Raw genomic sequence first — 26,729 nt, forward strand, 5'->3', positions numbered from 1 at the left:
CCGATGTTCGAGGCGGTCGAGGAACTGGTCGGCGAGCATGCCGGCCTCGAGACGAAGCTCGCAGACCCTTCGGTCCACGCCGACCAGGCGAACGCGCGCAAGCTGAACAAGCGCTACGCCGAGCTGACCCCGATCGTCGGCACCTACCGGGCCTGGAAGCAGACCGGTGACGACATCGAGACCGCCCGCGAGCTGGCACACGACGATCCCGACTTCGCCGCCGAGGTCAAGCAGCTGGAGAAGGACCGGGAGGAGCTCACCGAGAAGCTCCGTCTGCTCCTCGTCCCGCGCGACCCGAGCGACGACAAGGACGTCATCCTGGAGATCAAGGCGGGCGCGGGCGGCGACGAGTCCGCCCTCTTCGCCGGCGACCTGCTCCGCATGTACCTCCGGTACGCCGAGCGCGTCGGCTGGAAGACCGAGATCATCGACGCCACCGAGTCCGAGCTGGGCGGCTACAAGGACGTCCAGGTCGCCGTGAAGACCAAGGGCGGCAACGGCGCCACCGAGCCCGGCCAGGGCGTCTGGGCGCGGCTGAAGTACGAGGGCGGGGTGCACCGCGTGCAGCGCGTGCCCGCGACCGAGTCCGCCGGCCGTATCCACACCTCCGCCGCCGGCGTCCTCGTCACGCCCGAGGCCGAGGAGGTCGAGGTCGAGGTCCACGCCAACGACCTGCGCATCGACGTCTACCGCTCGTCGGGCCCCGGCGGCCAGTCGGTCAACACCACCGACTCCGCCGTCCGCATCACCCACCTGCCGACCGGCATCGTCGCCTCCTGCCAGAACGAGAAGAGCCAGCTCCAGAACAAGGAGCAGGCCATGCGCATCCTGCGCTCCCGGCTGCTCGCCGCCGCGCAGGAGGAGGCCGAGTCCAAGGCCGCCGACGCCCGTCGCAGCCAGGTCCGCACCGTCGACCGGTCCGAGAAGATCCGTACGTACAACTTCCCGGAGAACCGGATCTCGGACCACCGCGTCGGCTTCAAGGCGTACAACCTCGACCAGGTGCTCGACGGCGACCTGGACGCGATGATCCAGGCGTGCGTCGACGCCGACTCGGCTGCCAAGCTCGCCGCGGCGTAAGTGGCGTCAGTTCCGTAAGCCCCACCCCCGCACCACGGAGGACCAGCGTGAACCTGCTGCTTGCCGAGGTGGCCCAGGCCACCCAGCGGCTGGCCGACGCCGGCGTTCCCTCACCGCGTTTCGACGCGGAGGAGCTCGCCGCGTTCGTGCACGGCGTCAAGCGGGGGGAGCTGCACAACGTCAAGGACGCGGACTTCGACGCCCGCTACTGGGAGACGGTCGCCCGCCGCGAGGCCCGCGAACCGCTCCAGCACATCACCGGGCGGGCGTTCTTCCGGTACCTGGAGCTCCAGGTCGGGCCCGGGGTCTTCGTGCCGCGCCCGGAGACCGAGTCGGTCGTCGGCTGGGCCATAGACGCCGTCCGCGCGATGGACGTCGTCGAACCCCTCATCGTCGACCTCTGCACCGGCTCCGGCGCCATCGCCCTCGCGATGGCCCAGGAGGTGCCGCGCTCGCGCGTGCACGCGGTGGAGCTCTCCGACGACGCGCTCGTGTGGACGCGCAAGAACGCCGAGGGCTCCCGCGTCACCGTCCACCAGGGCGACGCGCTCAGCGCGCTGCCCGAGCTGGACGGCCAGGTCGACCTGGTCATCTCCAACCCGCCGTACATCCCGCTCACCGAGTGGGAGTACGTGGCACCCGAGGCCCGTGACCACGACCCGGAGATGGCCCTCTTCTCCGGCGAGGACGGCCTCGACACCATCCGCGGCATCGAGCGCACCGCCCACCGACTGCTCCGTCCCGGCGGCCTCGTCGTCATCGAGCACGCGGACACCCAGGGCGGGCAGGTGCCGTGGATCTTCAACGAAGAGGCCGGCTGGGCCGACGCCGCCGACCACCCGGACCTGAACAACCGGCCGCGCTTCGCGACCGCCCGCAAGGCCATGCCGTGACCGGCATGACCGCCATGACGAACCACGCGTACGAGGAGGCCGGGAACTGATGGCACGGCGATACGACTGCAACGAGGCGACCGACCGTCTGACCGGTCTGCGCGAGGCCGCGTCCGCCGTCCGCCGGGGCGAGCTGGTCGTCCTGCCCACCGACACCGTGTACGGGATCGGGGCGGACGCCTTCAGCAGCGAGGCCGTGGCGGACCTGCTCGCCGCCAAGGGCCGGGGCCGCAACATGCCCACGCCCGTGCTCATCGGCTCCCCGAACACCCTCCACGGCCTGGTCACGGACTTCTCCGAGCAGGCGTGGGAGCTCGTCGACGCCTTCTGGCCCGGCGCCCTCACCCTCGTCGCCAAGCACCAGCCGTCCCTCCAGTGGGACCTGGGCGACACCCGGGGCACCGTCGCGATCCGCATGCCGCTGCACCCCGTCGCCATCGAGCTGCTCACCGAGGTCGGCCCGATGGCCGTCTCGTCGGCGAACCTCACGGGACACCCGTCCCCCGAGGACTGCGACGCGGCGCAGCAGATGCTCGGCGACTCCGTCTCCGTCTACCTGGACGGCGGTCCGACGCCCGGCATCGTCCCGTCCTCCATCGTCGACGTCACGGGCAAGGTGCCGGTGCTGCTGCGCGAGGGCGCGCTCTCCCCGGAGGAGCTCCGGAAGGTCGTACCCGACCTCGAGGTGGCGAATTGACCGCCCCTGAGGGGCGTGGCATAGCGGGGTTCGACGACAGCAACACCTTCCGCATCCTCCACGTCAGCACCGGCAACGTCTGCCGCTCGCCGATCACCGAGCGGCTGACCCGGCATGCCCTGAGCGACCGCCTCGGCGACCCTCTCGGCGGCGGCCTGATCGTGGAGAGCGCGGGCACCTGGGGCCACGAGGGCGCCCCGATGGAGGCCAACGCGGAACTGGTCCTCGCCGACTTCGGCGCGGACTACAGCGGCTTCGTGGGGCGCGAGCTCCTCGACGAGCACGTCATCCGCGCGGACCTGGTCCTGACGGCGACCCGCGACCACCGCGCCCAGGTCATCTCGATGGGCCACTCGGCGGGCCTGCGCACCTTCACCCTGAAGGAGTTCACCCGCCTGGTCCGGGCGATCGACCCGGCGACGCTCCCGGACGCCCACGACGAGGGCATGGTGGAACGCGCGCGTGCCCTGGTCCGCGCGGCAGCGGCTCTACGCGGGTGGCTCCTCGCCCCCTCGGTGGACGCGGACGAGGTCAACGACCCGTACGGAGCGCCCATCACCTTCTTCCGTTCGATCGGCGACGAGATCAACCAGGCGCTGGATCCGGTGGTGACGGCGCTGACGGGCGTGCGGGCGCGCGACTGACGTCGCCGGTGGCGTGGCCCGGCGTGGGGGCGGGCGTACCGGCGGGTGGCGTGGCGCGCGAACGGGGTTCGTGTGGTGTCTGCCCGTCGTTCACCGGGCGCGCGGGGGAGTGCGTGCCTACATTGGTGACATGTCGGTCACCGCTCCCCCCGATGAGGCTCTTGACGTCCTGCGCCGGCAGGACCCGGAGATCGCCGACGTGCTGCTCGGTGAGGCGCGGCGGCAGGCCGACAGCCTGCAGTTGATCGCCGCCGAGAACTTCACCTCGCCCGCCGTTCTCGCCGCCCTCGGTTCCCCGCTCGCCAACAAGTACGCCGAGGGGTATCCCGGCGCCCGCCATCACGGCGGCTGCGAGTACGCCGACGCCGCCGAGCGGATCGCCGTGGAACGGGCCACCGCGCTCTTCGGAGCCGACCATGCGAACGTCCAGGCGCACTCGGGCTCCTCGGCCGTCCTGGCGGCGTACGCGGCCCTTCTGAGGCCCGGTGACACGGTGCTCGCCATGGGCCTGGACCACGGCGGGCACCTCACGCACGGTTCGCCGGCCAACTTCTCGGGGCGCTGGTTCGACTTCGTCCCGTACGGCGTCGACGCCGAGACCGGGCTCGTCGACTACGAGCAGGTCGCCGCGCTCGCCCGCCACCACCGCCCCAAGGCGATCGTGTGCGGCTCCATCGCGTACCCCCGGCACCTCGACTACGCGCTCTTCCGTGAGATCGCCGACGAGGTCGGCGCCTATCTCATCGCCGACGCCGCCCATCCCATCGGCCTGGTCGCCGGGGGAGCGGCCCCCAGCCCCGTGCCGTACGCCGACGTCGTCTGCGCGACCACCCACAAGGTGCTGCGCGGGCCGCGCGGCGGGATGGTCCTCTGCGGGGAGGAGCTCGCGGGGCGGATCGACCGGGCCGTCTTCCCGTTCACCCAGGGCGGCGCCCAGATGCACACCATCGCGGCGAAGGCGGTGGCCTTCGGCGAGGCGTCCACCCCGGCGTTCACCGCGTACGCCCATCAGGTGGTCGAGCACGCGCGCGTGCTCGCGGCCGCGCTCGCCGCCGAGGGCTTCGCGCTGACGACCGGCGGCACCGACACCCACCTCATCACCGCCGACCCCTCCCCGCTCGGCGTCGACGGCCGCACCGCACGCGCCCGGCTCGCCGCCGCCGGCATGGTCCTCGACACCTGTGCGCTTCCGTACGGGGAGGGGCGCGGGATCCGGCTGGGCACCGCCGCCGTCACCACTCAGGGCATGGGCGCCCCGGAGATGGCGCGGATCGCCGTGTTGTTCACCGCGGCTCTGCGTGACGATCCCGCGGAGACGGCCCGGGTACGGGCGGAGGTACGGGGGCTGACCGGGCGATTTCCCCCGTACGGAGGCTGAGCGGAGGTCACGGAAAGTCGCTGTGCAACCGTTCGGGGGGGCCAGGTGTCTCCAAGCACATGGACGGCACGGCTAGGGTGTGGGGCTGAGATGGCCAGCGAAACCTGTGGGGCAGCCCGTGCGTGATTACCTGCTGACGCTCTGTGTCACGGCCGCGGTGACCTATCTGCTCACCGGTCCGGTGCGGAAGTTCGCCATCGCGACCGGGGCGATGCCGGAGATCCGTGCCCGAGACGTACACCGAGAACCGACTCCGCGGCTCGGTGGCATCGCCATGTTCTTCGGGCTGTGCGCGGGACTCCTCGTCGCCGACCACCTGCAGAACCTGAACAGCGTCTTCGAGCTCTCCAACGAGCCGCGCGCGCTGCTCTCCGGTGCCGCCCTGATCTGGCTGATCGGCGTCCTGGACGACAAGTTCGAGCTGGACGCCCTGATCAAGCTGGGCGCGCAGATGATCTCGGCGGGCGTCATGGTGGCGCAGGGCCTGACGATCCTGTGGCTGCCGATCCCGGGTGTCGGCGTCGTCTCGCTGACCTCGTGGCAGGGCACGCTCCTGACCGTCGCCCTGGTCGTCCTCACCATCAACGCGGTGAACTTCGTCGACGGTCTCGACGGTCTCGCGGCCGGCATGGTCTGCATCGCCGCCGCCGCCTTCTTCCTGTACGCGTACCGCCTCTGGTACGGCTACACGATCGAGGCCGCCGCCCCCGCGACGCTCTTCACCGTCATCCTCATGGGCATGTGCCTGGGCTTCCTGCCGCACAACATGCATCCGGCGCGGATCTTCATGGGCGACTCCGGCTCGATGCTGATCGGTCTGATCCTGGCGGCCTCGGCCATCTCGATCACGGGGCAGGTCGACCCGGACGCGCTGAAGATCTTCGAGGGCTCGACCCGTCAGGCCACGCACGCCGCCCTGCCGGTCTTCATCCCGCTGGTGCTGCCGCTGACGATCATCGCGATCCCCATGGCGGACCTGATCCTCGCGATCGTGCGCCGCACGTGGAAGGGCCAGTCGCCGTTCGCGGCCGACCGCGGCCACCTGCACCACCGGCTCCTGGAGATCGGGCACTCGCACAGCCGCGCGGTCCTGATCATGTACTTCTGGTCGGCGCTCATCGCCTTCGGGACGCTGGCGTACTCGGTCCACTCGGCGTCGATGTGGATCGTCCTCTGCGTCGTCGCGCTCAGCGCGATCGGTCTGGTGCTGCTCCTGCTGCCGCGCTTCACCCCGCGCGCGCCCCGCTGGGCCGAGTCGGTCGTACCGCCTCGTTACCGGCGCCGCAAGAGGGTTCCCGTCGTGGAGGCCGCTCCGGAGCCCGTCACGGTCGAGGAAGAGCGGATTCCGGTGCCCGCGGGGATCAACGGCGCCACCGCCATCGGCAACCGTGGGCGCTTCACCGACAGGCGGAAGGCCGGAACGCCAAGTTGACGAAGGCCGCATAAGCGGCCATTAGCAGACAAGGCACCGTGCTGTCGCGCACACACGCGCGGGGTAACTCTCATGTGTGACTGTTGGCACACCTTATGGGTAAAGACCTATTCAAATAGTTTGTGATACGGTTCACGAGACCCGGCGACAGTGCCGAAAGACCGTAGTGCGACGGTCTGTTGGCCCCGAGACCCACCTCGGACCGGGCTTACGCTCGTCCTTGACGACACCATCGCCCCCTCCAGCAAGCGGAGACACCGCCATGCCGTCCAACGACGCACGCATCCTTCTGCACACCGTGATCCCCACCGCAGCCGTCGGCGCGATCGCCACGGTCATCAGCGCTGTGGTCGCCGGTGGCAAGGGCGCGCTCGGCGCCGTCGTCGGCACCCTGGTCGTGCTCCTCTTCATGGGGATCGGGCAGGTCGTCCTGCAGCGGACGGCGAAGTCGCTCCCGCATCTGTTCCAGGCCATGGGGCTCATGCTCTACACGGCCCAGTTGCTGGTGCTCTTCATCTTCCTGGCTTTGCTCAAGAACACCACGCTGTTCAACTTCAAGGCCTTCGCTTTCACGCTGCTCGCGACGACCGTGGTGTGGGTCGCCGCACAGGCCCGTGCCTACATGAAGGCCAAGATCACGTACATCGACCCCGGAAACACGGGGTCGAAGTCGTGAAGGGTAGGGCCGGGATAAAGCCGCGTTCGGCTTCCTGCTATCGTCCGGTGCCAACTGCGGCACTGCGGGCGCGGGCATCCGAGACGCCTGTCCCAGCGCGAGGCTCGATGCCGAACCGCCGCCCCCTTATCCGTAAGACCAGTCCAGTGCCGACCCGCGGCTGCGTGCCGCGCCGACACAACGAGGTTGCCGTACCTATGCGCCACGCTGAAGGAGCCCGCGGTGAGTGCTGACCAGACGCTTGCCTTCGACCCGGATTGCCACATCTTCAGTGGATGTGGCTTCCCGGCGCCGGGCCTGCACACGTTCATGTACGAGCCCATCGCGACGGTGGGGGGCATCGAGATCACCAAGCCGATGCTGCTCGCCCTCCTGGGCTCCATCGTGGTCGTCGGGTTCTTCTGGGCCGCGTTCCGCAAGCCCAAGCTGGTCCCCGGCAAGCTGCAGATGGTTGGCGAGGCCGGTTACGACTTCGTGCGCCGCGGCATCGTCTACGAGATCATCGGCAAGAAGGACGGCGAGAAGTACGTCCCCTTCATGGTGTCGTTGTTCTTCTTCGTCTGGATCATGAACCTCTGGTCGATCATTCCGCTCGCCCAGTTCCCGGTCACCTCGCTGATCGCCTTCCCGGCCGGTCTCGCGCTGATCGTCTACGTCATGTGGATCTCGCTGACGTTCAAGAAGCACGGCTTCGTCGGCGGCTGGAAGAACATCGTCGGCTACGACAAGTCGCTCGGCGCGATCCTTCCGATGGTCGTCGTCCTCGAGTTCTTCTCGAACCTGCTGATCCGGCCCTTCACGCACGCGGTGCGACTGTTCGCGAACATGTTCGCCGGTCACCTGCTGATCGTGATGTTCTCGCTGGCCACCTGGTACCTCATGAACGGCCTGGGCTTCGTCTACGCCGGCGCCTCGTTCGTGATGGTCCTCGTGATGACCGCCTTCGAGCTCTTCATCCAGGCCGTCCAGGCGTACGTCTTCGTCCTCCTGGCCTGCAGCTACATCCAGGGCGCGCTCTCCGAGCACCACTGAGCCGATCCGTCCCGGATCGCAGCTTCACCCCCAATCCAACAGTCGTCCGGTGGCCAACCCCCACCGGGTCATTGAAAGAGAAGGAAGTAACGGCATGTCCGCTGCTCTCGACATGGTCAACCTCGCCGCCGGCGCCAAGGAGAACGTGGTCGGCAACGTCGCGTCGATCGGCTACGGCCTGGCCGCCATCGGCCCCGGCGTCGGCGTCGGCATCATCTTCGGTAACGGTACGCAGGCGCTCGCCCGTCAGCCCGAAGCTGCCGGCCTGATCCGCACCAACCAGATCATGGGCTTCGCGTTCTGTGAGGCGCTCGCCCTCATCGGCATCGTCATGGGCTTCGTCTACCAGTAAGCCGGACCGACAGCCCGATTCTTTTACGGAAGGCACTGATGTGAACGCGCTGCTTCTTGCGCAGGCGGAGGAGCCCCAGCCTCCTCTGATCCCGCATCTCGACGAGCTCGTCATCGGCCTGATCGCCTTCGTCATCGTCTTCGGTTTCCTCGCCAAGAAGCTTCTCCCGAACATCAACAAGGTTCTGGAGCAGCGTCGCGAGGCCATCGAGGGTGGCATCGAGAAGGCCGAGTCGGCCCAGATCGAGGCTCAGAGCGTGCTGGAGCAGTACAAGGCCCAGCTCGCCGAAGCCCGCCACGAGGCCGCGCGTCTTCGCCAGGAGGCGACGGAGCAGGGCACCGCGATCATCCAGGAGATGAAGGCGGAAGGCCAGCGCCAGCGCGAGGAGATCATCGCGGCCGGCCACACGCAGATCGCGGCCGACCGCAAGGCCGCCTCTGCCTCGCTGCGTCAGGACGTGGGCAAGCTCGCCACCGACCTGGCCGGCAAGCTGGTCGGCGAGTCCCTCGAGGACTCCGCCCGCCAGAGCCGGACGATCGACCGCTTCCTCGACGAGCTCGAGGAGAAGGCGGAGGCCGTCCGATGAACGGAGCGAGCCGTGAGGCACTGGCCGCCGGACGTGAGTCCCTCGACGCGCTGACCGACAACACGTCGGCCGACGCGACGAAGCTCGCGAACGAGCTGGCCGCAGTCACCACGCTGCTCGACCGCGAGGTGTCGCTGCGTCGGGTCCTGACCGACCCCGCGCAGTCGGGCGAGGCCAAGGCCGAGCTCGCGCAGCGACTCCTGAGCGGTCAGGTGGGCGGCGAGACCGTCGACCTGGTGTCCGGCATGGTGCGTTCCCGCTGGTCGCGTTCGCGTGACCTGGTCGACGCGACCGAGGAGCTGGCGAACACCGCCGACCTCACCGCGGCGCAGAAGGCGGGCGCCCTCGACGGAGTCGAGGACGAGCTGTTCCGCTTCGGCCGGATCGTGTCCTCCAGCCCCGAGCTCCGCTCGGCGCTGACGGACAAGGCCGCCACGGCCACCGCCAAGGGCGAGCTGCTCCGCAGCCTGCTCGGCGGCAAGGCCAACGTCGCCACCGAGCGTCTGGTCGTCCGTCTGGTGACCCAGCCCCGGGGACGTAGCCTGGAAGCGGGACTCGAGTCCCTCTCCAAGCTCGCCGCGGCGCGCCGGGACCGGATGGTCGCCGTCGTCACCTCGGCGGTGCCGCTGTCGGACCAGCAGAAGCAGCGCCTCGGAGCCGTACTCGCCAAGCTGTACGGCCGCGAGATGCACCTGAACCTGGACGTGGACCCCGCGGTCCTCGGCGGGATCACGGTGCAGGTCGGCGACGAGGTCATCAACGGCTCGATCGCGGAGCGCCTCGACGAGGCGACCCGTCGACTGGCCGGCTGACGACCGTCACCAGCACAAGGCATCACAGCTACACAGCATCACCAGCGGCCCGGTTGGGCCGTGCAGAGATTGCAGAAGATTCCTGGGGGTCGGCCCCCAGACCCCTTAAGAAACTTCGGGCCCAACAAGGAGAGCAGGGAACCCAGATGGCGGAGCTCACGATCCGGCCGGAGGAGATCCGGGACGCACTGGAGAACTTTGTCCAGTCGTACCAGCCGGACGCGGCCTCGCGCGAGGAGGTCGGCACGGTCAGCCTGGCCGGTGACGGTATCGCGAAGGTCGAGGGTCTTCCCTCGGCCATGGCGAACGAGCTGCTGAAGTTCGAGGACGGGACCCTCGGTCTCGCGCTGAACCTCGAAGAGCGCGAGATCGGTGCGATCGTCCTCGGCGAGTTCAGTGGCATCGAGGAGGGTCAGTCGGTGCAGCGCACCGGCGAGGTCCTCTCCGTCGGTGTCGGTGAGGGTTACCTGGGTCGCGTCGTCGACCCGCTCGGCAACCCGATCGACGGTCTCGGCGAGATCGCGACCGAGGGCCGCCGCGCCCTCGAGCTGCAGGCCCCGGGCGTGATGGCCCGTAAGTCGGTGCACGAGCCGATGGAGACCGGCTACAAGGCCGTCGACGCCATGACGCCGGTCGGCCGTGGTCAGCGTCAGCTGATCATCGGTGACCGTCAGACCGGCAAGACCGCTCTGTGTGTCGACACGATCATCAACCAGCGCGACAACTGGCGCTCGGGCGACGTGAACAAGCAGGTCCGCTGCATCTACGTCGCCGTCGGCCAGAAGGGCTCGACCATCGCGTCCGTGCGCGGCGCCCTGGAAGAGGCCGGTGCGCTCGAGTACACGACGATCGTCGCCGCCCCGGCGTCCGACCCGGCCGGCTTCAAGTACCTGGCGCCGTACACCGGCTCCGCCATCGGCCAGCACTGGATGTACCAGGGCAAGCACGTCCTGATCGTCTTCGACGACCTGTCGAAGCAGGCCGACGCCTACCGCGCCGTGTCGCTGCTGCTGCGCCGCCCGCCGGGCCGTGAGGCCTACCCGGGTGACGTCTTCTACCTGCACTCGCGTCTGCTCGAGCGCTGCGCGAAGCTCTCGGACGAGCTGGGTGCCGGTTCGATGACCGGTCTTCCGATCGTCGAGACCAAGGCGAACGACGTGTCGGCGTTCATCCCGACCAACGTCATCTCCATCACCGACGGCCAGTGCTTCCTGGAGTCCGACCTGTTCAACGCCGGCCAGCGTCCGGCCCTGAACGTCGGTATCTCGGTCTCGCGTGTCGGTGGCTCCGCCCAGCACAAGGCGATGAAGCAGATCTCCGGTCGCCTCCGTGTGGACCTGGCCCAGTTCCGTGAGCTCGAGGCGTTCGCCGCCTTCGGTTCCGACCTGGACGCCGCCTCCAAGGCGCAGCTGGAGCGTGGACAGCGCATGGTCGAGCTGCTCAAGCAGGCTCAGTACCAGCCGATGCCCACCGAGAACCAGGTCGTCTCCGTCTGGGCCGGCACCACCGGCAAGATGGACGACGTTCCGGTCGCCGACATCCGCCGCTTCGAGGCCGAGCTCCTGGCGTACCTCCGCCAGAACCACTCGGGCCTCATGACCTCCATCCGTGAGGGCGGCAAGATGTCCGACGACACCCTGCAGGCCGTGGGCGACGCCATCGCGGAGTTCAAGAAGCAGTTCGAGACCTCTGACGGCAAGCTGCTGGGCGAGGACGCTCCTGCCGCCGTCAACGTCTCGAAGTGACGACGGAAGGGACCTGACTCATGGGAGCGCAGCTCCGGGTCTACAAGCGTCGCATCAAATCCGTCACCGCGACGAAGAAGATCACCAAGGCGATGGAGATGATCGCCGCCTCGCGTGTCGTCAAGGCGCAGCGCAAGGTGCAGGCGTCGACTCCGTACGCGACCGAGCTGACGCGCGCGGTCACGGCGGTGGCCACGGGTGCGAACGACAAGCACCCGCTGACCACCGAGGCGGAGAACCCGATCCGTGCCGCGGTCCTGCTCCTCTCGAGCGACCGCGGTCTGGCCGGCGCCTTCAACTCCAACGCCATCAAGGCCGCGGAGAAGCTGACGGCGAAGCTTGAGGGCGAGGGCCGTGAGGTCACCGTCTACGTCGTCGGCCGTCGTGGCATCGCCCACTACAACTTCCGCGAGCGGAAGCTGGCCGGTACGTGGACCGGGTTCACGGACCAGCCGTCGTACGGCGACGCCAAGACGATCGCGGCTCCGCTGATCGAGGCGATCGAGAAGGACACGGCCGAGGGTGGTGTGGACGAACTCCACATCGTCTACACCGAGTTCGTCTCGATGATGACGCAGACGGCGGTCGAGGCCCGGCTGCTGCCCCTCAGCCTCGACGAGGTGGCGAAGGAGGCGGGCGACAAGGACACCCTCCGTCCGCTGTACGACTTCGAGCCGTCGGCGGAGGACGTCCTCGACGCCCTGCTGCCCCGGTACGTCGAGAGCCGGATCTACAACGCGCTGCTCCAGTCGGCTGCTTCCAAGCACGCCGCCACGCGACGCGCGATGAAGTCGGCGACCGACAACGCGGGAGACTTGATCAACAACCTCTCCCGACTTGCCAACGCGGCCCGCCAGGCCGAAATCACCCAGGAAATCAGCGAGATCGTCGGTGGCACCGCAGCCCTGGCCGACGCGACCGCGGGGAGTGACAAGTAATGACGACCACTGTTGAGACGGCCGCCGCCACGGGCCGCGTCGCCCGGGTCATCGGCCCGGTCGTCGACGTGGAGTTCCCCGTCGACGCGATGCCGGAGATCTACAACGCGCTGAACGTCCAGGTTCCGGACCCGGCCGAGGAGGGCGCGACCAAGACGCTGACCCTCGAGGTCGCCCAGCACCTCGGTGACGGCGTTGTCCGCACCATCTCGATGCAGCCCACCGACGGCCTGGTCCGCCAGGCCCCGGTGACCGACACCGGCACGGGCATCACCGTGCCCGTCGGCGACGTCACCAAGGGCCGCGTGTTCAACACGCTGGGTCAGGTGCTGAACGCGGACGAGTCCACCGTGGCCGACGCGCCGCGCTGGACGATCCACCGCAAGGCCCCGGCCTTCGACCAGCTCGAGTCCAAGACCGAGATGTTCGAGACCGGCCTGAAGGTCGTCGACCTTCTCACCCCGTACGTCAAGGGTGGAAAGATCGGTCTGTTCGGTGGTGCCGGTGTCGGCAAGACCGTTCTGATCCAGGAAATGATCGTCCGTGTGGCCAAGCTGCACGACGGTGTGTCGGTCTTCGCGGGCGTCGGCGAGCGCACCCGTGAGGGCAACGACCTCATGGTGGAGATGGAGGAGGCCGGCGTTCTGGACAAGACCGCGCTGGTCTTCGGCCAGATGGACGAGCCCCCGGGCACCCGTCTCCGCGTGGCCCTCGCCGGTCTGACCATGGCGGAGTACTTCCGCGATGTGCAGAAGCAGGACGTGCTGTTCTTCATCGACAACATCTTCCGCTTCACCCAGGCCGGTTCCGAGGTGTCGACCCTGCTCGGCCGTATGCCCTCCGCGGTGGGTTACCAGCCGAACCTGGCCGACGAGATGGGTCTCCTCCAGGAGCGCATCACCTCGACCCGTGGTCACTCGATCACCTCGATGCAGGCGATCTACGTCCCCGCGGACGACCTGACCGACCCGGCTCCGGCCACCACCTTCGCCCACCTCGACGCGACGACGGTTCTCTCCCGTCCGATCTCCGAGAAGGGCATCTACCCGGCCGTGGACCCGCTGGACTCCACGTCCCGGATCCTGGACCCGCGCTACATCGCGCAGGACCACTACGACGCCGCCACGCGCGTCAAGGGAATCCTGCAGAAGTACAAGGACCTCCAGGACATCATCGCGATCCTCGGTATCGACGAGCTGAGCGAGGAGGACAAGCTCGTTGTCCACCGCGCCCGGCGTGTCGAGCGCTTCCTGTCCCAGAACACCCACGCGGCGAAGCAGTTCACCGGTGTGGACGGTTCGGACGTTCCGCTCGACGAGTCGATCGCCGCGTTCAACGCGATCTGCGACGGTGAGTACGACCACTTCCCCGAGCAGGCGTTCTTCATGTGCGGTGGCATTGAGGACCTCAAGGCCAACGCCAAGGAGCTCGGCGTCTCCTGAGCCCCGTGCTCTCCCGAGGGGGGCGGGATCCGGTCCCGCCCCCCTCACCACGCCCACTAGAATTGACCCCAACACCCGGCACGACCGCCGGGTGGTGACCCGAGGAGCCACCCTTGGCTGCTGAGCTGCACGTCGAGCTGGTCGCCGCGGACCGGAGTGTCTGGTCCGGCGAGGCCACCCTGGTCATCGCGCGTACCACCTCCGGCGACATCGGCGTCATGCCCGGCCACCAGCCGCTGCTCGGTGTGCTGGAGTCGGGCCCGGTGACCATCCGTACCAGTGAGGGCGCGACTGTCGTCGCCGCCGTCCACGGTGGATTCATCTCGTTCGCCGACGACAAGCTGTCTCTGCTCGCGGAGATCTGCGAGCTGGCGGACGAGATCGACGCCCAGCGCGCCGAGCGCGCGCTGGAGCGTGCGAAGTCGGATTCCGACGCGGCCGCCGAGCGGCGCGCCGATGTCCGGCTGCGCGCGGTAGCGGTCCGCTGACGGTCCGCGCAGAGTAGTGCCCTCAGCCGCGGCACGGCTGGAATTTTCCAGACCGTGCCGCGGCTGAGGCGATGCAGATGCAGGTTGTATTCGGTTCTGCCGGCGGTGCCGGCTACGGGACGCAGCGAGGAGGTCGGTGAAGATGTTCCTCGCTCTGCTCGTGTGCGGCCTGGTCGTCGCACTGGTGGTGATCGGGCTCTTCGTCTTCGGCTTGCGCCGGAGGCTGATCCAGCGCGCCGGCGGCACCTTCGACTGCTCGCTGCACTGGAACGTCCCGGACGAGCCGGACCCGAGCGGCAAGGGCTGGGTGTACGGCGTCGCCCGCTACAGCGGCGACGAGATCGCCTGGTTCCGGGTCTTCTCGTACGCGCCCCGCCCGCGCCGGACCCTGGAGCGTGCGTCCATCGTGGCCCTGGAGCGCCGGATGCCGGAGGGCGAGGAGGAGCTCGCCCTGCTCTCCGACATGGTGATCCAGCCCTGTATGTACGAGGGCGTCCGCCTGGAGCTCGCGATGAGCGAGGACGCCCGGACGGGTTTCATGGCCTGGCTGGAGGCGGCGCCTCCCGGGCAAAGGGTGAACGTCGCGTGATGCGTGAGGAAGCGGGGGTCGGCGTGCTGCGCCGGCCCCCGCTTCGTCGTGACCCCGTGGGGGGTTAGTTCAGACCGGTGTTGATGGCGCCGACGAGCTCGCCGTTGCCGGTGTCACCGCTGAACTCCCAGAAGAACGCTCCGCCGAGGCCCTGGTTCTTGGCCCAGCTCATCTTCGAGTTCACGGTGGCGGGGGTGTCGTAGCTCCACCAGTTGCTGCCGCACTTGGCGTACGCCGTGCCCGCGATCGTGCCGGTGGCCGGGCAGGAGGTCTTGAGGACCTTGTAGTCCTCGATGCCCTGCTCGTAGGTGCCCGCGGCCGGGCCGGTCGCCGTGCCGCCGGGGGCCGCCTGGGTGACGCCGGTCCAGCCGCGTCCGTAGAAGCCGATGCCGAGCAGCAGCTTGTTGGCGGGGACGCCCTTCGCCTTGAACTTGGCGATCGCCTCGGCGGAGTTGAAGCCCGCCTGCGGGATGCCGGCGTACGAGGTGAGCGGGGAGTGCGGGGCCGTCGGGCCCTGCGCCGCCCAGGCGCCGAAGAAGTCGTACGTCATGACGTTGAACCAGTTCATGTACGGTGCGGCGCCCGCGTAGTCGGCGGCGTCGATCTTGCCGCCGGCGGAGGCGTCGGCCGTGACGGCCGCGGTGACCAGGTAGCTGGGGCCGAACTTGGCGCGCATGGCCTGCATCATGTTCTTGAAGGAGGCGGCGCCGCTGGTGTCGCAGGAGAGACCGCAGGCGTTCGGGTACTCCCAGTCCAGGTCGATGCCGTCGAAGACGTCGGCCCAGCGCGGGTCCTCGACCAGGTCGTAGCAGGACTGCGCGAAGGCTGCCGGGTTCTGTACGGCCTGGCCGAAGCCGCCGGACCAGGTCCAGCCGCCGAAGGACCAGAGGATCTTGATGTTCGGGTAGGCCTTCTTCAGCTTGCGCAGCTGGTTGAAGTTGCCGCGCAGCGGCTGGTCCCAGGTGTCGGCGACGCCGTCGACGGACTGGTCGGCGGTGTAGGCCTTGTCGTAGTCGGCGTAGGCGTCACCGATGGTGCACTTGCCGCCGGTGACGTTGCCGAAGGCGTAGTTGATGTGGGTGATCTTGGACGCGGAGCCCGAGGTCACGATGTTCTTCACGTGGTAGTTGCGCCCGTAGACGCCCCAGTTGGTGAAGTAGCCCATCTTCACGGCGTTGGGGAGCGGCTGGCCGCCACCGCCGCCGGTGGTGCGGACGGGGGTCGCGCCGGAGTCCGGGCCGGTCTGGTCGACGGTGTCGCGGGCGACGACCGTGTAGCTGTAGTCGGTGCCGGCGGTCAGGCCCGTGTTGGTGTAGGTGAGGCCGGTGACGGTGGCGACGGTGGTGCCGTCGCGCTTGACGTCGTAGTTCTTGATGCCCTTGTCGTCGGTGGCCGCGGTCCAGGTGAGCTTCACCGAGGTGTCGGTGATGTCGGAGGCGACGGGGGTGCCGGGGGCGGAGGGGGCGTTGTCGCCGGGCTGGCTGGTGCCGTCGCAGGCGGCGCCGTTGATCTTACAGCCGCTGGGGGCGCCGGGACCGGCTCCGTTGTAGCCGAAGGAGACGGAGGCGCCGGGGGCGAGGGTCCCGTTCCAGCCGACGTTCTTGGCGGTCCAGTGGGTGCCGGAGCTGGTGACGGTGGCGTCCCAGGCGGAGGTCACGGAGGTGCCGGTGGGGTAGTCCCACTCGACGGTCCAGGAGTTGATGGTGGTGGTGCCGGTGTTCTTGACGGTCCAGCTGGCACCGAATCCGGTGCCCCAGTCCTGGGTCTTGGTGTACGTGGCCGTGGCCGAGGTGGCCGCTTCGGCGGGGGTGGCGAGGCCGACCATGGCGGCGAGGGGCAGGATCAGGGCGGTGAGACCGGCGGCGGCCCGGTGTCTGAACCCTGTTCTGCGCGTCGGTGCTTGAGTGCTCAACGGTGCTCCTCAAGTTGCGGACGGACATGGGTGGGGGTGGTCCGGTGGTCCGTGAAGATGCGCGCGCCCCGCGAGCGTAGGAAGGTCTGGACCAATCGTCAAGAGGTCCAGACCAACGTCGACGATGTCCCCTCAGACCCCCAACTCCTGTGCCAGGACGGCCGCTTGTACCCTGCTGCGCAGTGCCAGCTTCCCGAGCACCTTGCTGACGTGGGTCTTCACCGTCGCCTCCGCCATGTCGAGCCGTACCGCGATCTCCGCGTTCGACAGGCCCTGGCCGAGCGTCGACAGGACCTGCCGCTCCCGCGGCGTCAGGACGTCGAGCACGGAGGGGTCCGTCTTCGGCGCCGGCCGCGCCGGAGCGCCCGTCGCCGCGAACTCCGCGATGAGCCGCCGGGTCACCGCGGGGGCGATCAGCCCCTCGCCGCGCGCCACCGTCCGGACCGCCTCGATCAGCTCCCGCGCCTCCGCGTTCTTCAGCAGGAAGCCGGACGCCCCCGCCCGCAGCGCCCCGAAGACGTACGCGTCGAGATCGAAGGTCGTCAGGACCAGCACATCGGCGAGCCCCTCCGACACGACGATCCCGGTCGCCGTCACCCCGTCCATCCGGGGCATCTGCACATCCATCAGGACCAGATCGGGGCGCAGTTCGCGGGCGAGCTCCACCGCCCGCTCGCCGTCCGCCGCCTCGCCGACGACCTCGATGTCCGGTGCGCTGCCCAGGATGAGCACAAGGCCCGCCCGTACCGCGGACTGGTCCTCGGCGACCACCACCCGCACTGTCATGCCCGCTCCTCGTCCTTCACGTCCATGGGCAGTTCCGCCCTGACCTGCCACTGCCCGCGTCCGGCGTGGTCCGTCACCGGCCCCGCCTCGAAAGCGCCGCCGAGCAGGTCCACCCGCTCCCGCATCCCCACCAGACCGGCGCCGGAACCGGGTGCGGTCGGGCCGGGGCGCTCCCCGCGCGGACTCGTGACCTCGACCGTAAGGGCTGCCCGTCCGCCGGTGAGCACCACCCGGACCTCACCCGGTGCCGCGTGCTTGAGCGCGTTCGTCAGGGACTCCTGCACGATCCGGTACGCGGCCAGCTCCACCGGCGCAGGGAGGCCCTCGGTCGACTCCCGGCTGTCCTCCAGGACGAGGACGAGACCGCTCGGCCGGGCGTTGGCCCGTGCCTGGTCGACCAGGGCGTCCAGGCCGGCGAGGGTGGGCGCGGCGGCCGGTTCCGAGTCCCCGCTGCTGTCCCGGAGGAGGCCGATGAGCCGCCGCATCTCCGAGAGGCCGGCCACGCTGTTCTCCCGGATCACGGTCAGCGCCTGCCGGGTGGTGGCCGGTTCGTCGATCGACATCGCGGCGGTGGAGTGGATCGCGATGGCGGAGAGGTGGTTCGCGACCATGTCGTGCAGCTCGCGCGCCATCCGGGCCCGCTCGGCCACGACGGCCTGGGTGCGGTCCATCTCGGCGAGCAGCGCGGTCTGCTCCGCGCGGAGGAGGGCGGCGTCGGCGGCCTGGCGGTGGTTGCGCACGACGGCTCCGGTCAACGCGGGCAGGAACGAGACCATGCCGGTGATCAGGCCGACCACCAGGGCGATCGCGTTCTGCCACCAGACGAGGAAGCCGATCGTCAGGCCGATCGTGATGAGCCCGGTCAGGTACGGGAGGCGCCGGGCGGCGGCGGCCGTCCCGTAGACCACGGCCGCGTAGACCAGGTCCGTGAACATCAGCGCGGTCACGAGCGTGCCGTAGGTGAACTGGTCCGCGACGAGGGCGACCGTGCCGACGTTCAGCGCGGTCAGCGGCCTCGTCCGGCGCAGGGCCACCATCGAGGCCATGACGAAGAGCGGGATCAGCGTCGCCCAGCGCGCGGTGATCAGCCGGCCGGTCTGGGTGTGCAGCCCGAAGGACCACATCAGCAGACCGATGGCGAGGCCGCCGGCGGCCATGAGCAGATCGACGCGGTGCGGTCGGGGGAGTGTCACGTCCCCATCCAACACGGCCCGCGGACCCCGGGCCTCGCCGTCCGGGCCGATCCGCTCCTCCATCGAAGGATGTAGGCGCACTTCGTCATCGGCGACGACGATCCGGGCGGTCCGCCGGGGGACGCTGAGGGGGTACCGAAAGGGGAACCGTCGTGATCGTCACGCTGATCGTCGTCTGCGAGGTCGGGTTCTGGGTCCTGCTGGCCGCCGGCCTCGCCGCCCGCTACCTCCTGAAGATGCCCCGGACGGGTATCGCGCTGCTGCTCTGCGAGCCGCTCCTGGAGGTGCTCCTCCTGGTCGCCACCGCGATCGATCTGAAGAACGGCGCCGACCCCAGCTGGAAGCACGGTCTCGCCGCCCTCTACATCGGCTACACCGTCGGGCACGGCCACCGCACCGTGAAGTGGCTCGACGGCCACGCCGCCCACCGCTTCGGCGGCGCTCCCCGGCCCCCGAAGCCCCCGCAGTACGGGATGGCCCGCGCCCGCCACGAGGGCAAGGTCTGGCTGGGCTCGGTCACGGCGGCGGCCGTCGCCTCGGCGCTGCTGCTCCTGGCCGCCCTGTACGTCGGCGACGAGGGGAACACCGACAGCCTCTACGGCTGGATCTTCGTCGCCTGGCGGGCGGCGGGCATCCACGGCCTGATCGCGCTCAGCTATGCGATCTGGCCGAGGAAGGCCCCGGAGGGAGCGGCCTCAGCGGTCCCCGCCCGGGACCCAGAGCACGTCCCCGACCTCCTTGTTCGCCGTCCGGGCAAGGATGAAGAGCAGGTCTGAGAGGCGGTTGAGGTACGTGGCGGTGAGGGTGTTCATCGTCTCGCCGTGCACCTCGAGGGCCGCCCAGGTGGAGCGCTCCGCCCGCCGGACCACCGTGCACGCCTGGTGCAGCAGCGCTGCCCCGGGCGTGCCGCCCGGCAGGATGAAGGAGCGCAGCTTGTCGAGCTGCTCGAGGAAGAGGTCGCAGTCGGCCTCCAGCTTGTCGACGTACGACTGCTCGACCCGCAGCGGCGGGTACTTCGGGTCCTCGACCACCGGGGTGCAGAGGTCCGCGCCCACGTCGAACAGGTCGTTCTGCACGCGGACGAGGACCTTCACGACCTCCGCGTCGAGCTGCCCGAGGGCGATCGCCGTACCGATGGCGGCGTTGGCCTCGTTGGCGTCGGCGTAGGCCGAGATCCGCAGATCCGTCTTGGCGGTCCTGCTCATGTCGCCGAGCGCCGTGGTGCCCTGGTCGCCGGTACGGGTGTAGATGCGCGTCAGATTGACCATGGGACCAGCCTAGTTAGGCGATGGCCTTCTGGAACGTCCGTGTGCCGACCGTCACGGCGAGCGCCGCGACCCCGAGGGCGACGAGCACCCCGTACAGCAGCGTCGGTGTCGTGTAGTGCCCGATGTACGCCTCCCGGACCGCGTCCACCAGATGGCGGAACGGCATCAGGCGCGAGAGGACGTCCAGCCAGCCGGGGGCGAGGGTCATCGGCAGCATCAGGCCCGACAGCAGCATCGCCGGCATCGCGAGCGTGTTGACCGCGGGTCCGAACTCCTGCGGGGTGCGCAGCTTGAGGGCGAGCGCGTACGAGAGGGAGGCCAGCGCCACCGAAAGGAGCGCGACGAAGCCGAAGCCGATCAGGATGCCGGCGAGCGGCGCCCTGAGGCCCATCGGCAGGGCGACCAGGACCAGCAGCACCGCCTGGAAGACGAAGAGGGCGGCGTCCCGCAGGACCCGGCCGAGCAGCAGGGCGAGCCGGCTCACCGGGGTGACCCGCATCCGGTCGAACACGCCCCAGTTCTTCTCCATGATGATCGAGAAGCCGGCGAACGAGGCGCCGAAGAGCCCCAGTTGGAGCAGGAGCCCGGGGACGAGGACCTGCCAGGAGTCGCCCTCGCCGCCGAGTGGCAGTCCGGTGAGCAGCGGCCCGAAGAGCAGCAGGTAGAGCAGCGGCATCAGGGCGCCGAAGAAGATCTGGAACGGGGAGCGCAGGGTCTGGCGGGCATAGCGCCCGAAGAGGAGCGCGGTGTCGCGGAGAAGCATCGGATGTCCTGAGGACGTGAGGGGACCGGGAGGTCCTGGACGGCTACGGGATCTAGACGGCTGCGGGAGTCGTGTCGGCGGGGGCGGGGCCGCGCCCGGTGACGGCGAGGAACGCGTCCTGGAGGGTGGCGGCGCCGTGGGCTGCCTTGAGGCCGGCGGGGGAGTCCTCGGCGACGACCGTTCCCCGGTCGACGACGACCAGCCGGTCGGCGAGGGAGTCGGCCTCGTCCAGGTAGTGGGTGGTGAGGACCACGGTGGTGCCGTGTTCGTCGCGCAGCCGCCGCACCAGCGCCCACAGGTCGGCGCGGCTGCCGGGGTCGAGGCCGGTCGTCGGCTCGTCGAGGAAGAGGATCTCCGGCCGGTGGGTGAGCCCCATGGCGAGGTCGAGCCGGCGGCGCTGGCCGCCGGAGAGCGCCGGGGTCCTGCGGTCGAGGAGCTCGGTGAGGCCGAGGTCCTCCGCGAGTTCCTCGGCGCGGGCCGTCGCGCGGGCCCGGTTCATGCCGTAGAGCCGGCCCTGGGTGACGAGCTCGGAGCGGACGGTCTCCTGCGGGTCGAGGCCGCCGGACTGGGCGACGTACCCGATGCGGCGGCGGACGGCGGCGGGGTCCCGTACGAGGTCGTGGCCGGCGACGGTGGCGGCGCCGCCGGTGGGCGGCAGGAGGGTGGTGAGCATCCGGAGCGTGGTGGTCTTGCCGGCGCCGTTCGGGCCGAGCAGTCCGAGGATCTCGCCGGGCCGGACGGTGAGGTCGATTCCGCGGACGGCCTCCACGGGGCCGCTCCTGGTCGTGAAGGTCCGGGCGAGCCCGGCCGTGCTGATGATGGGCATGGCGACCACGAAAACAGAGTCACTGGAATTTTGCAATGCCTCCAAAAATTCAGAGCCAGCAAAGTTGGGGAGGGTCTAAGATTTCAGGGAGCCTAGGATGAGCGGCATGGCCGAGGGACTCAGGGAACGCAAGAAGCGCGAGACGAAGCAGCGGATCTCGGACATCGCGACCGGGCTCTTCCTGGAGCACGGCTTCGTCCACGTGACCGTCGCGGACGTCGCCGAGGCGGCGGACGTCTCCGTCAACACGGTGTACAACTACTTCCCGGCCAAGGAGGACCTCTTCCTCGACCGGATGGACGGCGTCACCCAGCGCCTCGCCCGCGCGATCCGCGGCCGCGACCGCGGGGAGTCCGCCGCGCGGGCCGTCCTGCGCGAACTCCGCCAGGACATCGGGGCCGTGTCACCCGCGTACGGGCTCATGGACGGCTTCGACGCCTTCATGAACGTCATCGAGCACGCCCCGACCCTCAAGGCCCGGCTGTTCCACGTCCAGCAGCAGGTCCACGACGCCGTCGTCACCACCCTCCGCGAGGAGACCGGCGCCACCGCCGAGGACCCGCTGCCGCTGCTCGTCGGCGGCCAGCTCGCCTGGATCGAGAACACCGTCGTCGGCTACATCACCCGCGCGATGACCGACGGGGGCAGGGCGACCGCCGTCTCCCGCGAGGCGCTCGTCCTCCTCGACGAGATCGAGGAGCTGCTGAGCGAGAAGGTGCTGAACTACGCGGTACGGGAGGGCTGACGGGCCCCGCCTGCCCGACCGCCGCCCCGCAGGGCCTACCCCCCGAGGGTATGTCGCGACCGCGGAGGCGCCCGAACGGGGTGCTGCGAGTGTGACGTCCGTCAAACAGGGCGTGACGCGCATTACTTCACGGTCACATGACGGCTCCCGACCGCTAATCTCCGCCGGAGAGCCAGAAGTGAACAGGCGTTAAGGGGTGGAACATCGTGGCCAGGAAGCTCGCCGTCATCGGGGCCGGACTCATGGGATCCGGCATCGCACAGGTCTCGGCACAGGCGGGCTGGGACGTCGTCCTGCGTGACGTCACCGACGCCGCCCTCACCCGGGGCACCGACGGCATCAAGGCGTCGTACGACCGCTTCGTCGCGAAGGGCAGGCTGGACGCCGCCGACGCCGAGGCCGCGCTCGGCCGCATCACCGCCACCACCGAGCTCGAGGCCGTCGCCGACGCCGACATCGTCGTCGAGGCCGTCTTCGAGAACCTCGACGTCAAGCACGAGATCTTCCGCTCGCTCGACAAGATCGCCAAGGACGGCGCGGTCCTCGCCTCCAACACCTCCGCGATCCCGATCACCAAGATCGCCGCGGTGACCGAGCGCCCCGAGTCCGTCGTCGGCGTCCACTTCTTCTCGCCGGTCCCGATGATGCAGCTCGTCGAGCTCGTCCGCGGCTACAAGACCAGCGACGAGACCCTCGCCACCGCGCGGGAGTTCGCCGAGTCCGTCGGCAAGACCTGCATCGTGGTCAACCGCGACGTGGCCGGCTTCGTCACCACCCGCCTCATCTCGGCCCTCGTCGTCGAGGCGGCCAAGCTCCAGGAGTCCGGCGTCGCGACCGCCGAGGACATCGACATCGCCTGCAAGCTCGGCTTCGGCCACGCCATGGGCCCGCTCGCCACCGCCGACCTCACCGGCATCGACATCCTGGTCAACGCGGCCAACAACATCTACACCGAGTCCCAGGACGAGAAGTTCGCGGTGCCCGAACTGATGCGCCGGATGGTGGACGCGGGTGACATCGGCCGCAAGAGCGGGCAGGGCTTCTACAAGTACTGAGCCGTACCCGCCACCCCGCCTCACCCCGTGGGGTGAATTTCGGTATCGGTTCGCTGACAAGGCGCAACGTATCTGCCGGTGCGGCAGTCAGTTGTTGCGAAGACGGAGCACTCTCGGGGAGCGCATATGCACATCAGGGGCGACCATGTCGAGCTGGTCGTCGGGGGCCGCCTCGACGTCCGGAGCGCGGCGGACGCCCGTACGGTCCTGCACTCGGCCGTCGACGACGGCGTCGGCGACCTGGTGCTCGACCTGACCGGCCTCGACTCCTGGGACGCGACCGGACTCGGCGTCATCATGGGCGCCCACCGGCGTGCGGGCCGCTGCGGCCGAAGGCTCGTCCTGCGCGGGGTGCCGCCCCAGATGCAGCGGCTGCTCGTCGCCACCAAGCTGCACCGCATCCTCGCCATCGAGGGCGGCCTCGCGCTGGAGTCCCTGCCCCGGGTGTGACCACCCGGAGCGGAGGCGACCCGGTGCGGGACAACCCGCGGTGGCACGCGTGTGAAGCAGCTGTGTGAACCAGGCGTCACGCTCAATCCTCACAAGACCGTGACGACTGGGTCTCCTGGGCACCCCACCTGTTCCCGAGCGCCTGACCACGGTCTAGGGTTCGGTCGCCTGCACATTGACGGACCCACCCGGCGGGCACCGGACACCGCTTCTTGGGGGCTTGGACCATGGACCCGATCAACCCGGGGCCGGAGGAGTACGGACACGACGGCGAGGGCGACGACGCCCGCCAGGGACGCGGCACCCCCGCCCCGGCCCCCGCACCCGCGCGTGCCCGCGTCGTCCGGCTCGTCTCCGGCGACCTGCTCGTCACCGTCAACCCCGTCGACGGCAGCGAGATCGAACCCTGCCCGCCCGGCCACGAACCCGCCGCCCCCCGCCCCCGCACCGCCGAGGAGCGCGCCGAGGCCGCCCGCGCCGGCGCCCCGCCCGTACCTCCCGGCCCGGCCGCCCCCGAGCTGCCCCTCCTCGAACGCCAGGAGCAGCGCGAGCGCCTCGTCGGCATCCTCGGCCGCGGCCGCTCCGCCCGCCTGAGCGGCCCCGCCGGATCCGGTCGCACCGCCCTCCTCGACGCGGTCGCCGCCGACTGCGCCGACCTCGCGCCCGACGGAGTCGTCCGGCTCTCCGGCCACCACCGCACCCCGGCCGAACTCCTCCACGAGCTGTTCGCCGCCGTCCGGTACGCCCCCGACCACCGGCCCGGCCGCACCGTGCTCCACGACCGGCTCCGCGAGATCGGCGCCGTCGTGGTCGTCGACGACCTGGAGTTCGGCGGCGCCGCCCTCGACGAGTTCCTCGCCGCCGCCCCCGAGTGCGCCTTCCTGCTCGCCGCGGGACCCGACACCCCCGCCCCCTCGGCCGACGCCCACGTCGAGGACATCCACCTCGCAGGACTCGGCCGCGGCGCCGCGCTCAAGCTCCTGGAGAGCGCCGTCGGCCGCACCCTCACCGACGACGAGGCCAACTGGGCCGGCGACCTGTGGTTCGAGTCCGAGGGCCTGCCGCTCCGCTTCGTCCAGGCCGGCGCCCTGCTCCGCCAGCGCGACCGGCTCCGCGTCACCCCCGCCGAGTTCGACGCCTTCGGGGCCCTCGAGGAGGCCTTCGGCCCGACCGACCCCGAAGCGGCCGCGGTCGCCGCCGCGGCGGCCTTCGACGGAGTCGACGACCCCGACGTCGAACTGCGCGAGATACCCCTGCCCAGCCTCGGCGAGGGCGCCGCCCCCGCCGCGCTGCTCGCCTCCCGCCTCAGCCGCTCCGCCCAGACGGCGCTGCGCTTCGCCGTCGCCCTCGGCGGCGAGGTCCCGCACCAGGCCCATCTGCCGGCCCTGGTCGGCGACACCCACGCGGACGCCGCCCTCGGTGAACTGCGCGCCTGCGGCCTGCTCTCCCCGGTCGGCCCCCGCTACCGGCTGGCCGCCGGTGTCCTCACCCAGCTCCTCGCCCAGGGATACGAGGCCGAGGGAGCCGACCGCGCCCACACCGTCGCCCAGCACTACGCCTGGTGGGCCGCGCACCCCTCCGTCACCCCCGAGCGGGCCGCCGCCGAGTCCGACGCCCTCCTCGCCGCCCTGTCCGTCCTCGTCGCGGGCACCGGAGGCGACCCCGACACGGAGGCCGAGCACCGCGCCACCGCCGTCCTGCTCGCCCGTGCCGCCGCCCCCGCCTTCGCCGCGGGACTGCACTGGGGCGCCTGGGAGCGGGCCCTGCGCGCCGGCCAGGAGGCCGCCCGGCTCACCGGCGAGGTCGCCGAGGAGGCCTACTTCCACCACGAGCTCGGGGTCCTCGCCCTGTGCGCCGGACACCTGGAACGGGCCCGCGCCGAGCTGGAGGCCTCCATCGGCATGCGCGGCGTGCTCGCCGACAAGCGCGGCACCGTCGCGGGACGGCGGGCGCTCGCCCTGGTCGCCGACCTCTCCGGAGAGCACGCCGCCCAGGCCGCGACCCGCGCCGAGGAGCCCGTCTCGCCGCCCCGCGGCATTCCCTCCCTGCGAGGCCCCGGCCGCAGACCGGCCCCCGAGCCCTTCCCGACGCCGCCGGCCGGAGCCGTGGCAGCCGTGGGCCGGACCCCGCTGTCCGGCGGACCCGGGCGCAGCCCGGCGCAGTCCTCGATGCCGGCGTTCCCCGACTTCGCCGACGAGGGCCCGACGCTCATCACCCGCCCCGACACCGAGAAGGGCACCGGCCGCCCGAACCTCAAGGGCGGCATCATCAACGGCGCGCGGCGCAACCTCGCCGCGGTCGGCGCGGGCGCGCTGCTCGTCGCCGTCCTCGGCACCGTCGTGACCCTCGGCGCCACCTCCGGCAACGGCGAGGACCCGGCCACCAACCACGTCACCTCCGACAGCACGGCCACCGACGACACCACCGACGACGGCATCGACGGCGAGGAGCAGCCGGCCGAGGGCGAGACGGGCGAGCCCGGCAGGACCGGCGAGGCCACCCGCTCCGGCTCCCCGAGCCCCTCCGGCTCCGGGAGCACCTCCCCGTCGGGCCCGACGGACCCGTCGAGCTCGGGCACCCCGGACACCTCGGGCACCCCGTCGTCCTCGGACAGCCCGTCGACGACCACGCCGCCCACGAGGACGACGGCCCCGCCGACGAACCCGACCACGCGTCCGACGACGACCAGGCCGTCGAGCCCGAAGCCGCCGACCATGACGCCGCCGACACCTCCCACCACCACCCCGCCGTCGACGACCCCGCCGACCACGACGCCGCCGGCGACGACGACCCCGCCGACGACGGTTCCGCCGGGGGAGGAGAACAGCCCCAGCAACTCCGCGTCCTCGTCCCTCGGCGGCCCGCCCGCCGCCGGCGACGCCACCGGCTCCCAGACGCCCGCCTGACGGGCTTCACGGAGCCGGAGAGCACGTACGTACGGAGACGG

27 protein-coding genes are annotated in these 26,729 nt (G+C 70.4%); 21 read left to right on the forward strand and 6 right to left on the reverse strand.

Annotation, left to right across the window (positions count from 1 at the left end; genetic code table 11):
• The first annotated feature begins 3 nt into the window (after positions 1 to 3).
• The 16 genes from prfA to ACFQ79_RS07705 all read left to right on the forward strand — a co-directional run bounded on the left by prfA (position 4) and on the right by ACFQ79_RS07705 (position 14,784).
• Positions 4 to 1,080 (forward strand): peptide chain release factor 1, encoded by a 1,077-nt coding sequence (gene prfA / locus ACFQ79_RS07630; protein ID WP_383580033.1) that lies wholly within the window; start codon positions 4 to 6, stop codon positions 1,078 to 1,080.
• A 47-nt stretch (positions 1,081 to 1,127) separates the two neighbouring features.
• The gene (prmC, locus tag ACFQ79_RS07635) at positions 1,128 to 1,973 is read left to right on the forward strand and encodes a peptide chain release factor N(5)-glutamine methyltransferase (RefSeq protein ID WP_015036198.1); all 846 of its coding nucleotides are present in this window, start codon (positions 1,128 to 1,130) and stop codon (positions 1,971 to 1,973) included.
• 49 nt (positions 1,974 to 2,022) lie between these two features.
• Positions 2,023 to 2,670, forward strand: a complete 648-nt coding sequence (locus tag ACFQ79_RS07640) for an L-threonylcarbamoyladenylate synthase (protein WP_383580034.1) — start codon at positions 2,023 to 2,025, stop codon at positions 2,668 to 2,670.
• The gene (locus ACFQ79_RS07645) at positions 2,667 to 3,314 is read left to right on the forward strand and encodes a protein-tyrosine-phosphatase (protein ID WP_383580035.1); all 648 of its coding nucleotides are present in this window, start codon (positions 2,667 to 2,669) and stop codon (positions 3,312 to 3,314) included. Before ACFQ79_RS07640 ends, ACFQ79_RS07645 begins: the two co-directional genes overlap by 4 nt.
• A 130-nt stretch (positions 3,315 to 3,444) precedes the next feature.
• A complete protein-coding gene (glyA, locus tag ACFQ79_RS07650) occupies positions 3,445 to 4,692 on the forward strand; it encodes a serine hydroxymethyltransferase (RefSeq protein ID WP_383580037.1) in 1,248 nt (415 codons plus the stop codon).
• A 118-nt stretch (positions 4,693 to 4,810) separates the two neighbouring features.
• A complete protein-coding gene (locus tag ACFQ79_RS07655) occupies positions 4,811 to 6,124 on the forward strand; it encodes an MraY family glycosyltransferase (protein WP_383580038.1) in 1,314 nt (437 codons plus the stop codon).
• 262 nt (positions 6,125 to 6,386) lie between these two features.
• Positions 6,387 to 6,800: a hypothetical protein gene (locus tag ACFQ79_RS07660; protein ID WP_073912432.1), complete on the forward strand. Its 414-nt coding sequence runs from the start codon at positions 6,387 to 6,389 to the stop codon at positions 6,798 to 6,800.
• 222 nt (positions 6,801 to 7,022) lie between these two features.
• Positions 7,023 to 7,832: a F0F1 ATP synthase subunit A gene (atpB, locus tag ACFQ79_RS07665; RefSeq protein WP_319309821.1), complete on the forward strand. Its 810-nt coding sequence runs from the start codon at positions 7,023 to 7,025 to the stop codon at positions 7,830 to 7,832.
• 94 nt (positions 7,833 to 7,926) lie between these two features.
• Positions 7,927 to 8,184, forward strand: coding sequence for an ATP synthase F0 subunit C (gene atpE, locus ACFQ79_RS07670; RefSeq protein WP_093874070.1), 258 nt, complete (start codon positions 7,927 to 7,929; stop codon positions 8,182 to 8,184).
• Between the two features lie 40 nt (positions 8,185 to 8,224).
• A complete protein-coding gene (locus ACFQ79_RS07675) occupies positions 8,225 to 8,770 on the forward strand; it encodes a F0F1 ATP synthase subunit B (RefSeq protein ID WP_030321090.1) in 546 nt (181 codons plus the stop codon).
• Positions 8,767 to 9,582, forward strand: coding sequence for a F0F1 ATP synthase subunit delta (locus tag ACFQ79_RS07680; protein ID WP_383580039.1), 816 nt, complete (start codon positions 8,767 to 8,769; stop codon positions 9,580 to 9,582). Before ACFQ79_RS07675 ends, ACFQ79_RS07680 begins: the two co-directional genes overlap by 4 nt.
• A 146-nt stretch (positions 9,583 to 9,728) precedes the next feature.
• On the forward strand, positions 9,729 to 11,327 hold the full coding sequence (gene atpA / locus ACFQ79_RS07685) for a F0F1 ATP synthase subunit alpha (protein WP_030321094.1): 1,599 nt from the start codon (positions 9,729 to 9,731) through the stop codon (positions 11,325 to 11,327).
• 20 nt (positions 11,328 to 11,347) lie between these two features.
• Positions 11,348 to 12,265: a F0F1 ATP synthase subunit gamma gene (locus ACFQ79_RS07690; RefSeq protein WP_266969308.1), complete on the forward strand. Its 918-nt coding sequence runs from the start codon at positions 11,348 to 11,350 to the stop codon at positions 12,263 to 12,265.
• Positions 12,265 to 13,707: a F0F1 ATP synthase subunit beta gene (gene atpD, locus ACFQ79_RS07695; RefSeq protein WP_030321098.1), complete on the forward strand. Its 1,443-nt coding sequence runs from the start codon at positions 12,265 to 12,267 to the stop codon at positions 13,705 to 13,707. The genes ACFQ79_RS07690 and atpD overlap by 1 nt, the downstream gene beginning before the upstream one ends.
• A 113-nt stretch (positions 13,708 to 13,820) precedes the next feature.
• Entirely contained in the window at positions 13,821 to 14,195 is a 375-nt protein-coding gene (locus tag ACFQ79_RS07700) for a F0F1 ATP synthase subunit epsilon (RefSeq protein ID WP_024761909.1), read from the forward strand.
• Positions 14,196 to 14,337: 142 nt separating this feature from the next.
• Positions 14,338 to 14,784 (forward strand): DUF2550 domain-containing protein, encoded by a 447-nt coding sequence (locus tag ACFQ79_RS07705; RefSeq protein ID WP_383580040.1) that lies wholly within the window; start codon positions 14,338 to 14,340, stop codon positions 14,782 to 14,784.
• A 64-nt stretch (positions 14,785 to 14,848) separates the two neighbouring features.
• Here the strand turns inward: ACFQ79_RS07705 and ACFQ79_RS07710 are convergent, their stop codons facing one another.
• The 3 genes from ACFQ79_RS07710 to ACFQ79_RS07720 form a co-directional block, all read right to left on the reverse strand.
• Complete coding sequence (locus ACFQ79_RS07710) at positions 14,849 to 16,696, reverse strand: glycosyl hydrolase family 18 protein (protein WP_383580041.1); 1,848 nt, start codon at positions 16,694 to 16,696, stop codon at positions 14,849 to 14,851.
• Positions 16,697 to 16,828: 132 nt separating this feature from the next.
• The gene (locus ACFQ79_RS07715; protein ID WP_383580042.1) at positions 16,829 to 17,482 is read right to left on the reverse strand and encodes a response regulator; all 654 of its coding nucleotides are present in this window, start codon (positions 17,480 to 17,482) and stop codon (positions 16,829 to 16,831) included.
• Positions 17,479 to 18,675 carry a sensor histidine kinase gene (locus ACFQ79_RS07720; RefSeq protein WP_383580043.1) on the reverse strand — a complete coding sequence of 399 codons (1,197 nt, stop codon included), beginning with the start codon at positions 18,673 to 18,675 and terminating at the stop codon, positions 17,479 to 17,481. The genes ACFQ79_RS07715 and ACFQ79_RS07720 overlap by 4 nt, the downstream gene beginning before the upstream one ends.
• A 152-nt stretch (positions 18,676 to 18,827) precedes the next feature.
• Between ACFQ79_RS07720 and ACFQ79_RS07725 the strand changes: the two genes are divergently transcribed.
• Positions 18,828 to 19,451: a hypothetical protein gene (locus ACFQ79_RS07725; RefSeq protein ID WP_383580044.1), complete on the forward strand. Its 624-nt coding sequence runs from the start codon at positions 18,828 to 18,830 to the stop codon at positions 19,449 to 19,451.
• Here ACFQ79_RS07725 and ACFQ79_RS07730 read toward each other — a convergent pair.
• The 3 genes from ACFQ79_RS07730 to ACFQ79_RS07740 are packed head-to-tail and all read right to left on the reverse strand — an operon-like array spanning position 19,371 to position 21,532.
• On the reverse strand, positions 19,371 to 19,943 hold the full coding sequence (locus ACFQ79_RS07730) for a cob(I)yrinic acid a,c-diamide adenosyltransferase (RefSeq protein WP_383580045.1): 573 nt from the start codon (positions 19,941 to 19,943) through the stop codon (positions 19,371 to 19,373). The two genes, ACFQ79_RS07725 and ACFQ79_RS07730, sit on opposite strands and share 81 nt — an antisense overlap.
• A 13-nt stretch (positions 19,944 to 19,956) precedes the next feature.
• Complete coding sequence (locus tag ACFQ79_RS07735; protein WP_383580047.1) at positions 19,957 to 20,706, reverse strand: ABC transporter permease; 750 nt, start codon at positions 20,704 to 20,706, stop codon at positions 19,957 to 19,959.
• 52 nt (positions 20,707 to 20,758) lie between these two features.
• Positions 20,759 to 21,532 (reverse strand): ABC transporter ATP-binding protein, encoded by a 774-nt coding sequence (locus tag ACFQ79_RS07740; RefSeq protein ID WP_383580048.1) that lies wholly within the window; start codon positions 21,530 to 21,532, stop codon positions 20,759 to 20,761.
• A 106-nt stretch (positions 21,533 to 21,638) separates the two neighbouring features.
• On the opposite strand from ACFQ79_RS07740, the gene ACFQ79_RS07745 reads away from it, so the two are divergent.
• The 4 genes from ACFQ79_RS07745 (at position 21,639) to ACFQ79_RS07760 (ending at position 26,688) form a co-directional block, all read left to right on the forward strand.
• Positions 21,639 to 22,277 (forward strand): TetR/AcrR family transcriptional regulator, encoded by a 639-nt coding sequence (locus ACFQ79_RS07745; protein WP_383580049.1) that lies wholly within the window; start codon positions 21,639 to 21,641, stop codon positions 22,275 to 22,277.
• Positions 22,278 to 22,483: 206 nt separating this feature from the next.
• Positions 22,484 to 23,332: a 3-hydroxyacyl-CoA dehydrogenase family protein gene (locus ACFQ79_RS07750; RefSeq protein WP_187622548.1), complete on the forward strand. Its 849-nt coding sequence runs from the start codon at positions 22,484 to 22,486 to the stop codon at positions 23,330 to 23,332.
• Positions 23,333 to 23,458: 126 nt separating this feature from the next.
• Complete coding sequence (locus tag ACFQ79_RS07755) at positions 23,459 to 23,782, forward strand: STAS domain-containing protein (protein WP_015036221.1); 324 nt, start codon at positions 23,459 to 23,461, stop codon at positions 23,780 to 23,782.
• 227 nt (positions 23,783 to 24,009) lie between these two features.
• Complete coding sequence (locus ACFQ79_RS07760; protein WP_383580050.1) at positions 24,010 to 26,688, forward strand: ATP-binding protein; 2,679 nt, start codon at positions 24,010 to 24,012, stop codon at positions 26,686 to 26,688.
• The last annotated feature ends 41 nt before the right edge of the window (positions 26,689 to 26,729 follow it).

Source organism: Streptomyces sp. NPDC056480 (assembly GCF_042795405.1).
Lineage (GTDB): Bacteria > Actinomycetota > Actinomycetes > Streptomycetales > Streptomycetaceae > Streptomyces.

What these genes read in the sequence shown, in the direction of transcription:
- prfA (WP_383580033.1), top strand. Translation starts at nt 4, where the DNA reads ATGTTCGAGGCGGTCGAGGAACTGGTCGGCGAGCATGCCGGCCTCGAG.
- ACFQ79_RS07640 (WP_383580034.1), top strand. Translation starts at nt 2,023, where the DNA reads ATGGCACGGCGATACGACTGCAACGAGGCGACCGACCGTCTGACCGGT.
- glyA (WP_383580037.1), top strand. Translation starts at nt 3,445, where the DNA reads ATGTCGGTCACCGCTCCCCCCGATGAGGCTCTTGACGTCCTGCGCCGG.
- ACFQ79_RS07660 (WP_073912432.1), top strand. Translation starts at nt 6,387, where the DNA reads ATGCCGTCCAACGACGCACGCATCCTTCTGCACACCGTGATCCCCACC.
- atpE (WP_093874070.1), top strand. Translation starts at nt 7,927, where the DNA reads ATGTCCGCTGCTCTCGACATGGTCAACCTCGCCGCCGGCGCCAAGGAG.
- ACFQ79_RS07680 (WP_383580039.1), top strand. Translation starts at nt 8,767, where the DNA reads ATGAACGGAGCGAGCCGTGAGGCACTGGCCGCCGGACGTGAGTCCCTC.
- atpA (WP_030321094.1), top strand. Translation starts at nt 9,729, where the DNA reads ATGGCGGAGCTCACGATCCGGCCGGAGGAGATCCGGGACGCACTGGAG.
- ACFQ79_RS07690 (WP_266969308.1), top strand. Translation starts at nt 11,348, where the DNA reads ATGGGAGCGCAGCTCCGGGTCTACAAGCGTCGCATCAAATCCGTCACC.
- atpD (WP_030321098.1), top strand. Translation starts at nt 12,265, where the DNA reads ATGACGACCACTGTTGAGACGGCCGCCGCCACGGGCCGCGTCGCCCGG.
- ACFQ79_RS07705 (WP_383580040.1), top strand. Translation starts at nt 14,338, where the DNA reads ATGTTCCTCGCTCTGCTCGTGTGCGGCCTGGTCGTCGCACTGGTGGTG.
- ACFQ79_RS07715 (WP_383580042.1), bottom strand. Translation starts at nt 17,482, where the DNA reads ATGACAGTGCGGGTGGTGGTCGCCGAGGACCAGTCCGCGGTACGGGCG.
- ACFQ79_RS07730 (WP_383580045.1), bottom strand. Translation starts at nt 19,943, where the DNA reads ATGGTCAATCTGACGCGCATCTACACCCGTACCGGCGACCAGGGCACC.
- ACFQ79_RS07735 (WP_383580047.1), bottom strand. Translation starts at nt 20,706, where the DNA reads ATGCTTCTCCGCGACACCGCGCTCCTCTTCGGGCGCTATGCCCGCCAG.
- ACFQ79_RS07740 (WP_383580048.1), bottom strand. Translation starts at nt 21,532, where the DNA reads ATGCCCATCATCAGCACGGCCGGGCTCGCCCGGACCTTCACGACCAGG.
- ACFQ79_RS07745 (WP_383580049.1), top strand. Translation starts at nt 21,639, where the DNA reads ATGGCCGAGGGACTCAGGGAACGCAAGAAGCGCGAGACGAAGCAGCGG.
- ACFQ79_RS07755 (WP_015036221.1), top strand. Translation starts at nt 23,459, where the DNA reads ATGCACATCAGGGGCGACCATGTCGAGCTGGTCGTCGGGGGCCGCCTC.
- ACFQ79_RS07760 (WP_383580050.1), top strand. Translation starts at nt 24,010, where the DNA reads ATGGACCCGATCAACCCGGGGCCGGAGGAGTACGGACACGACGGCGAG.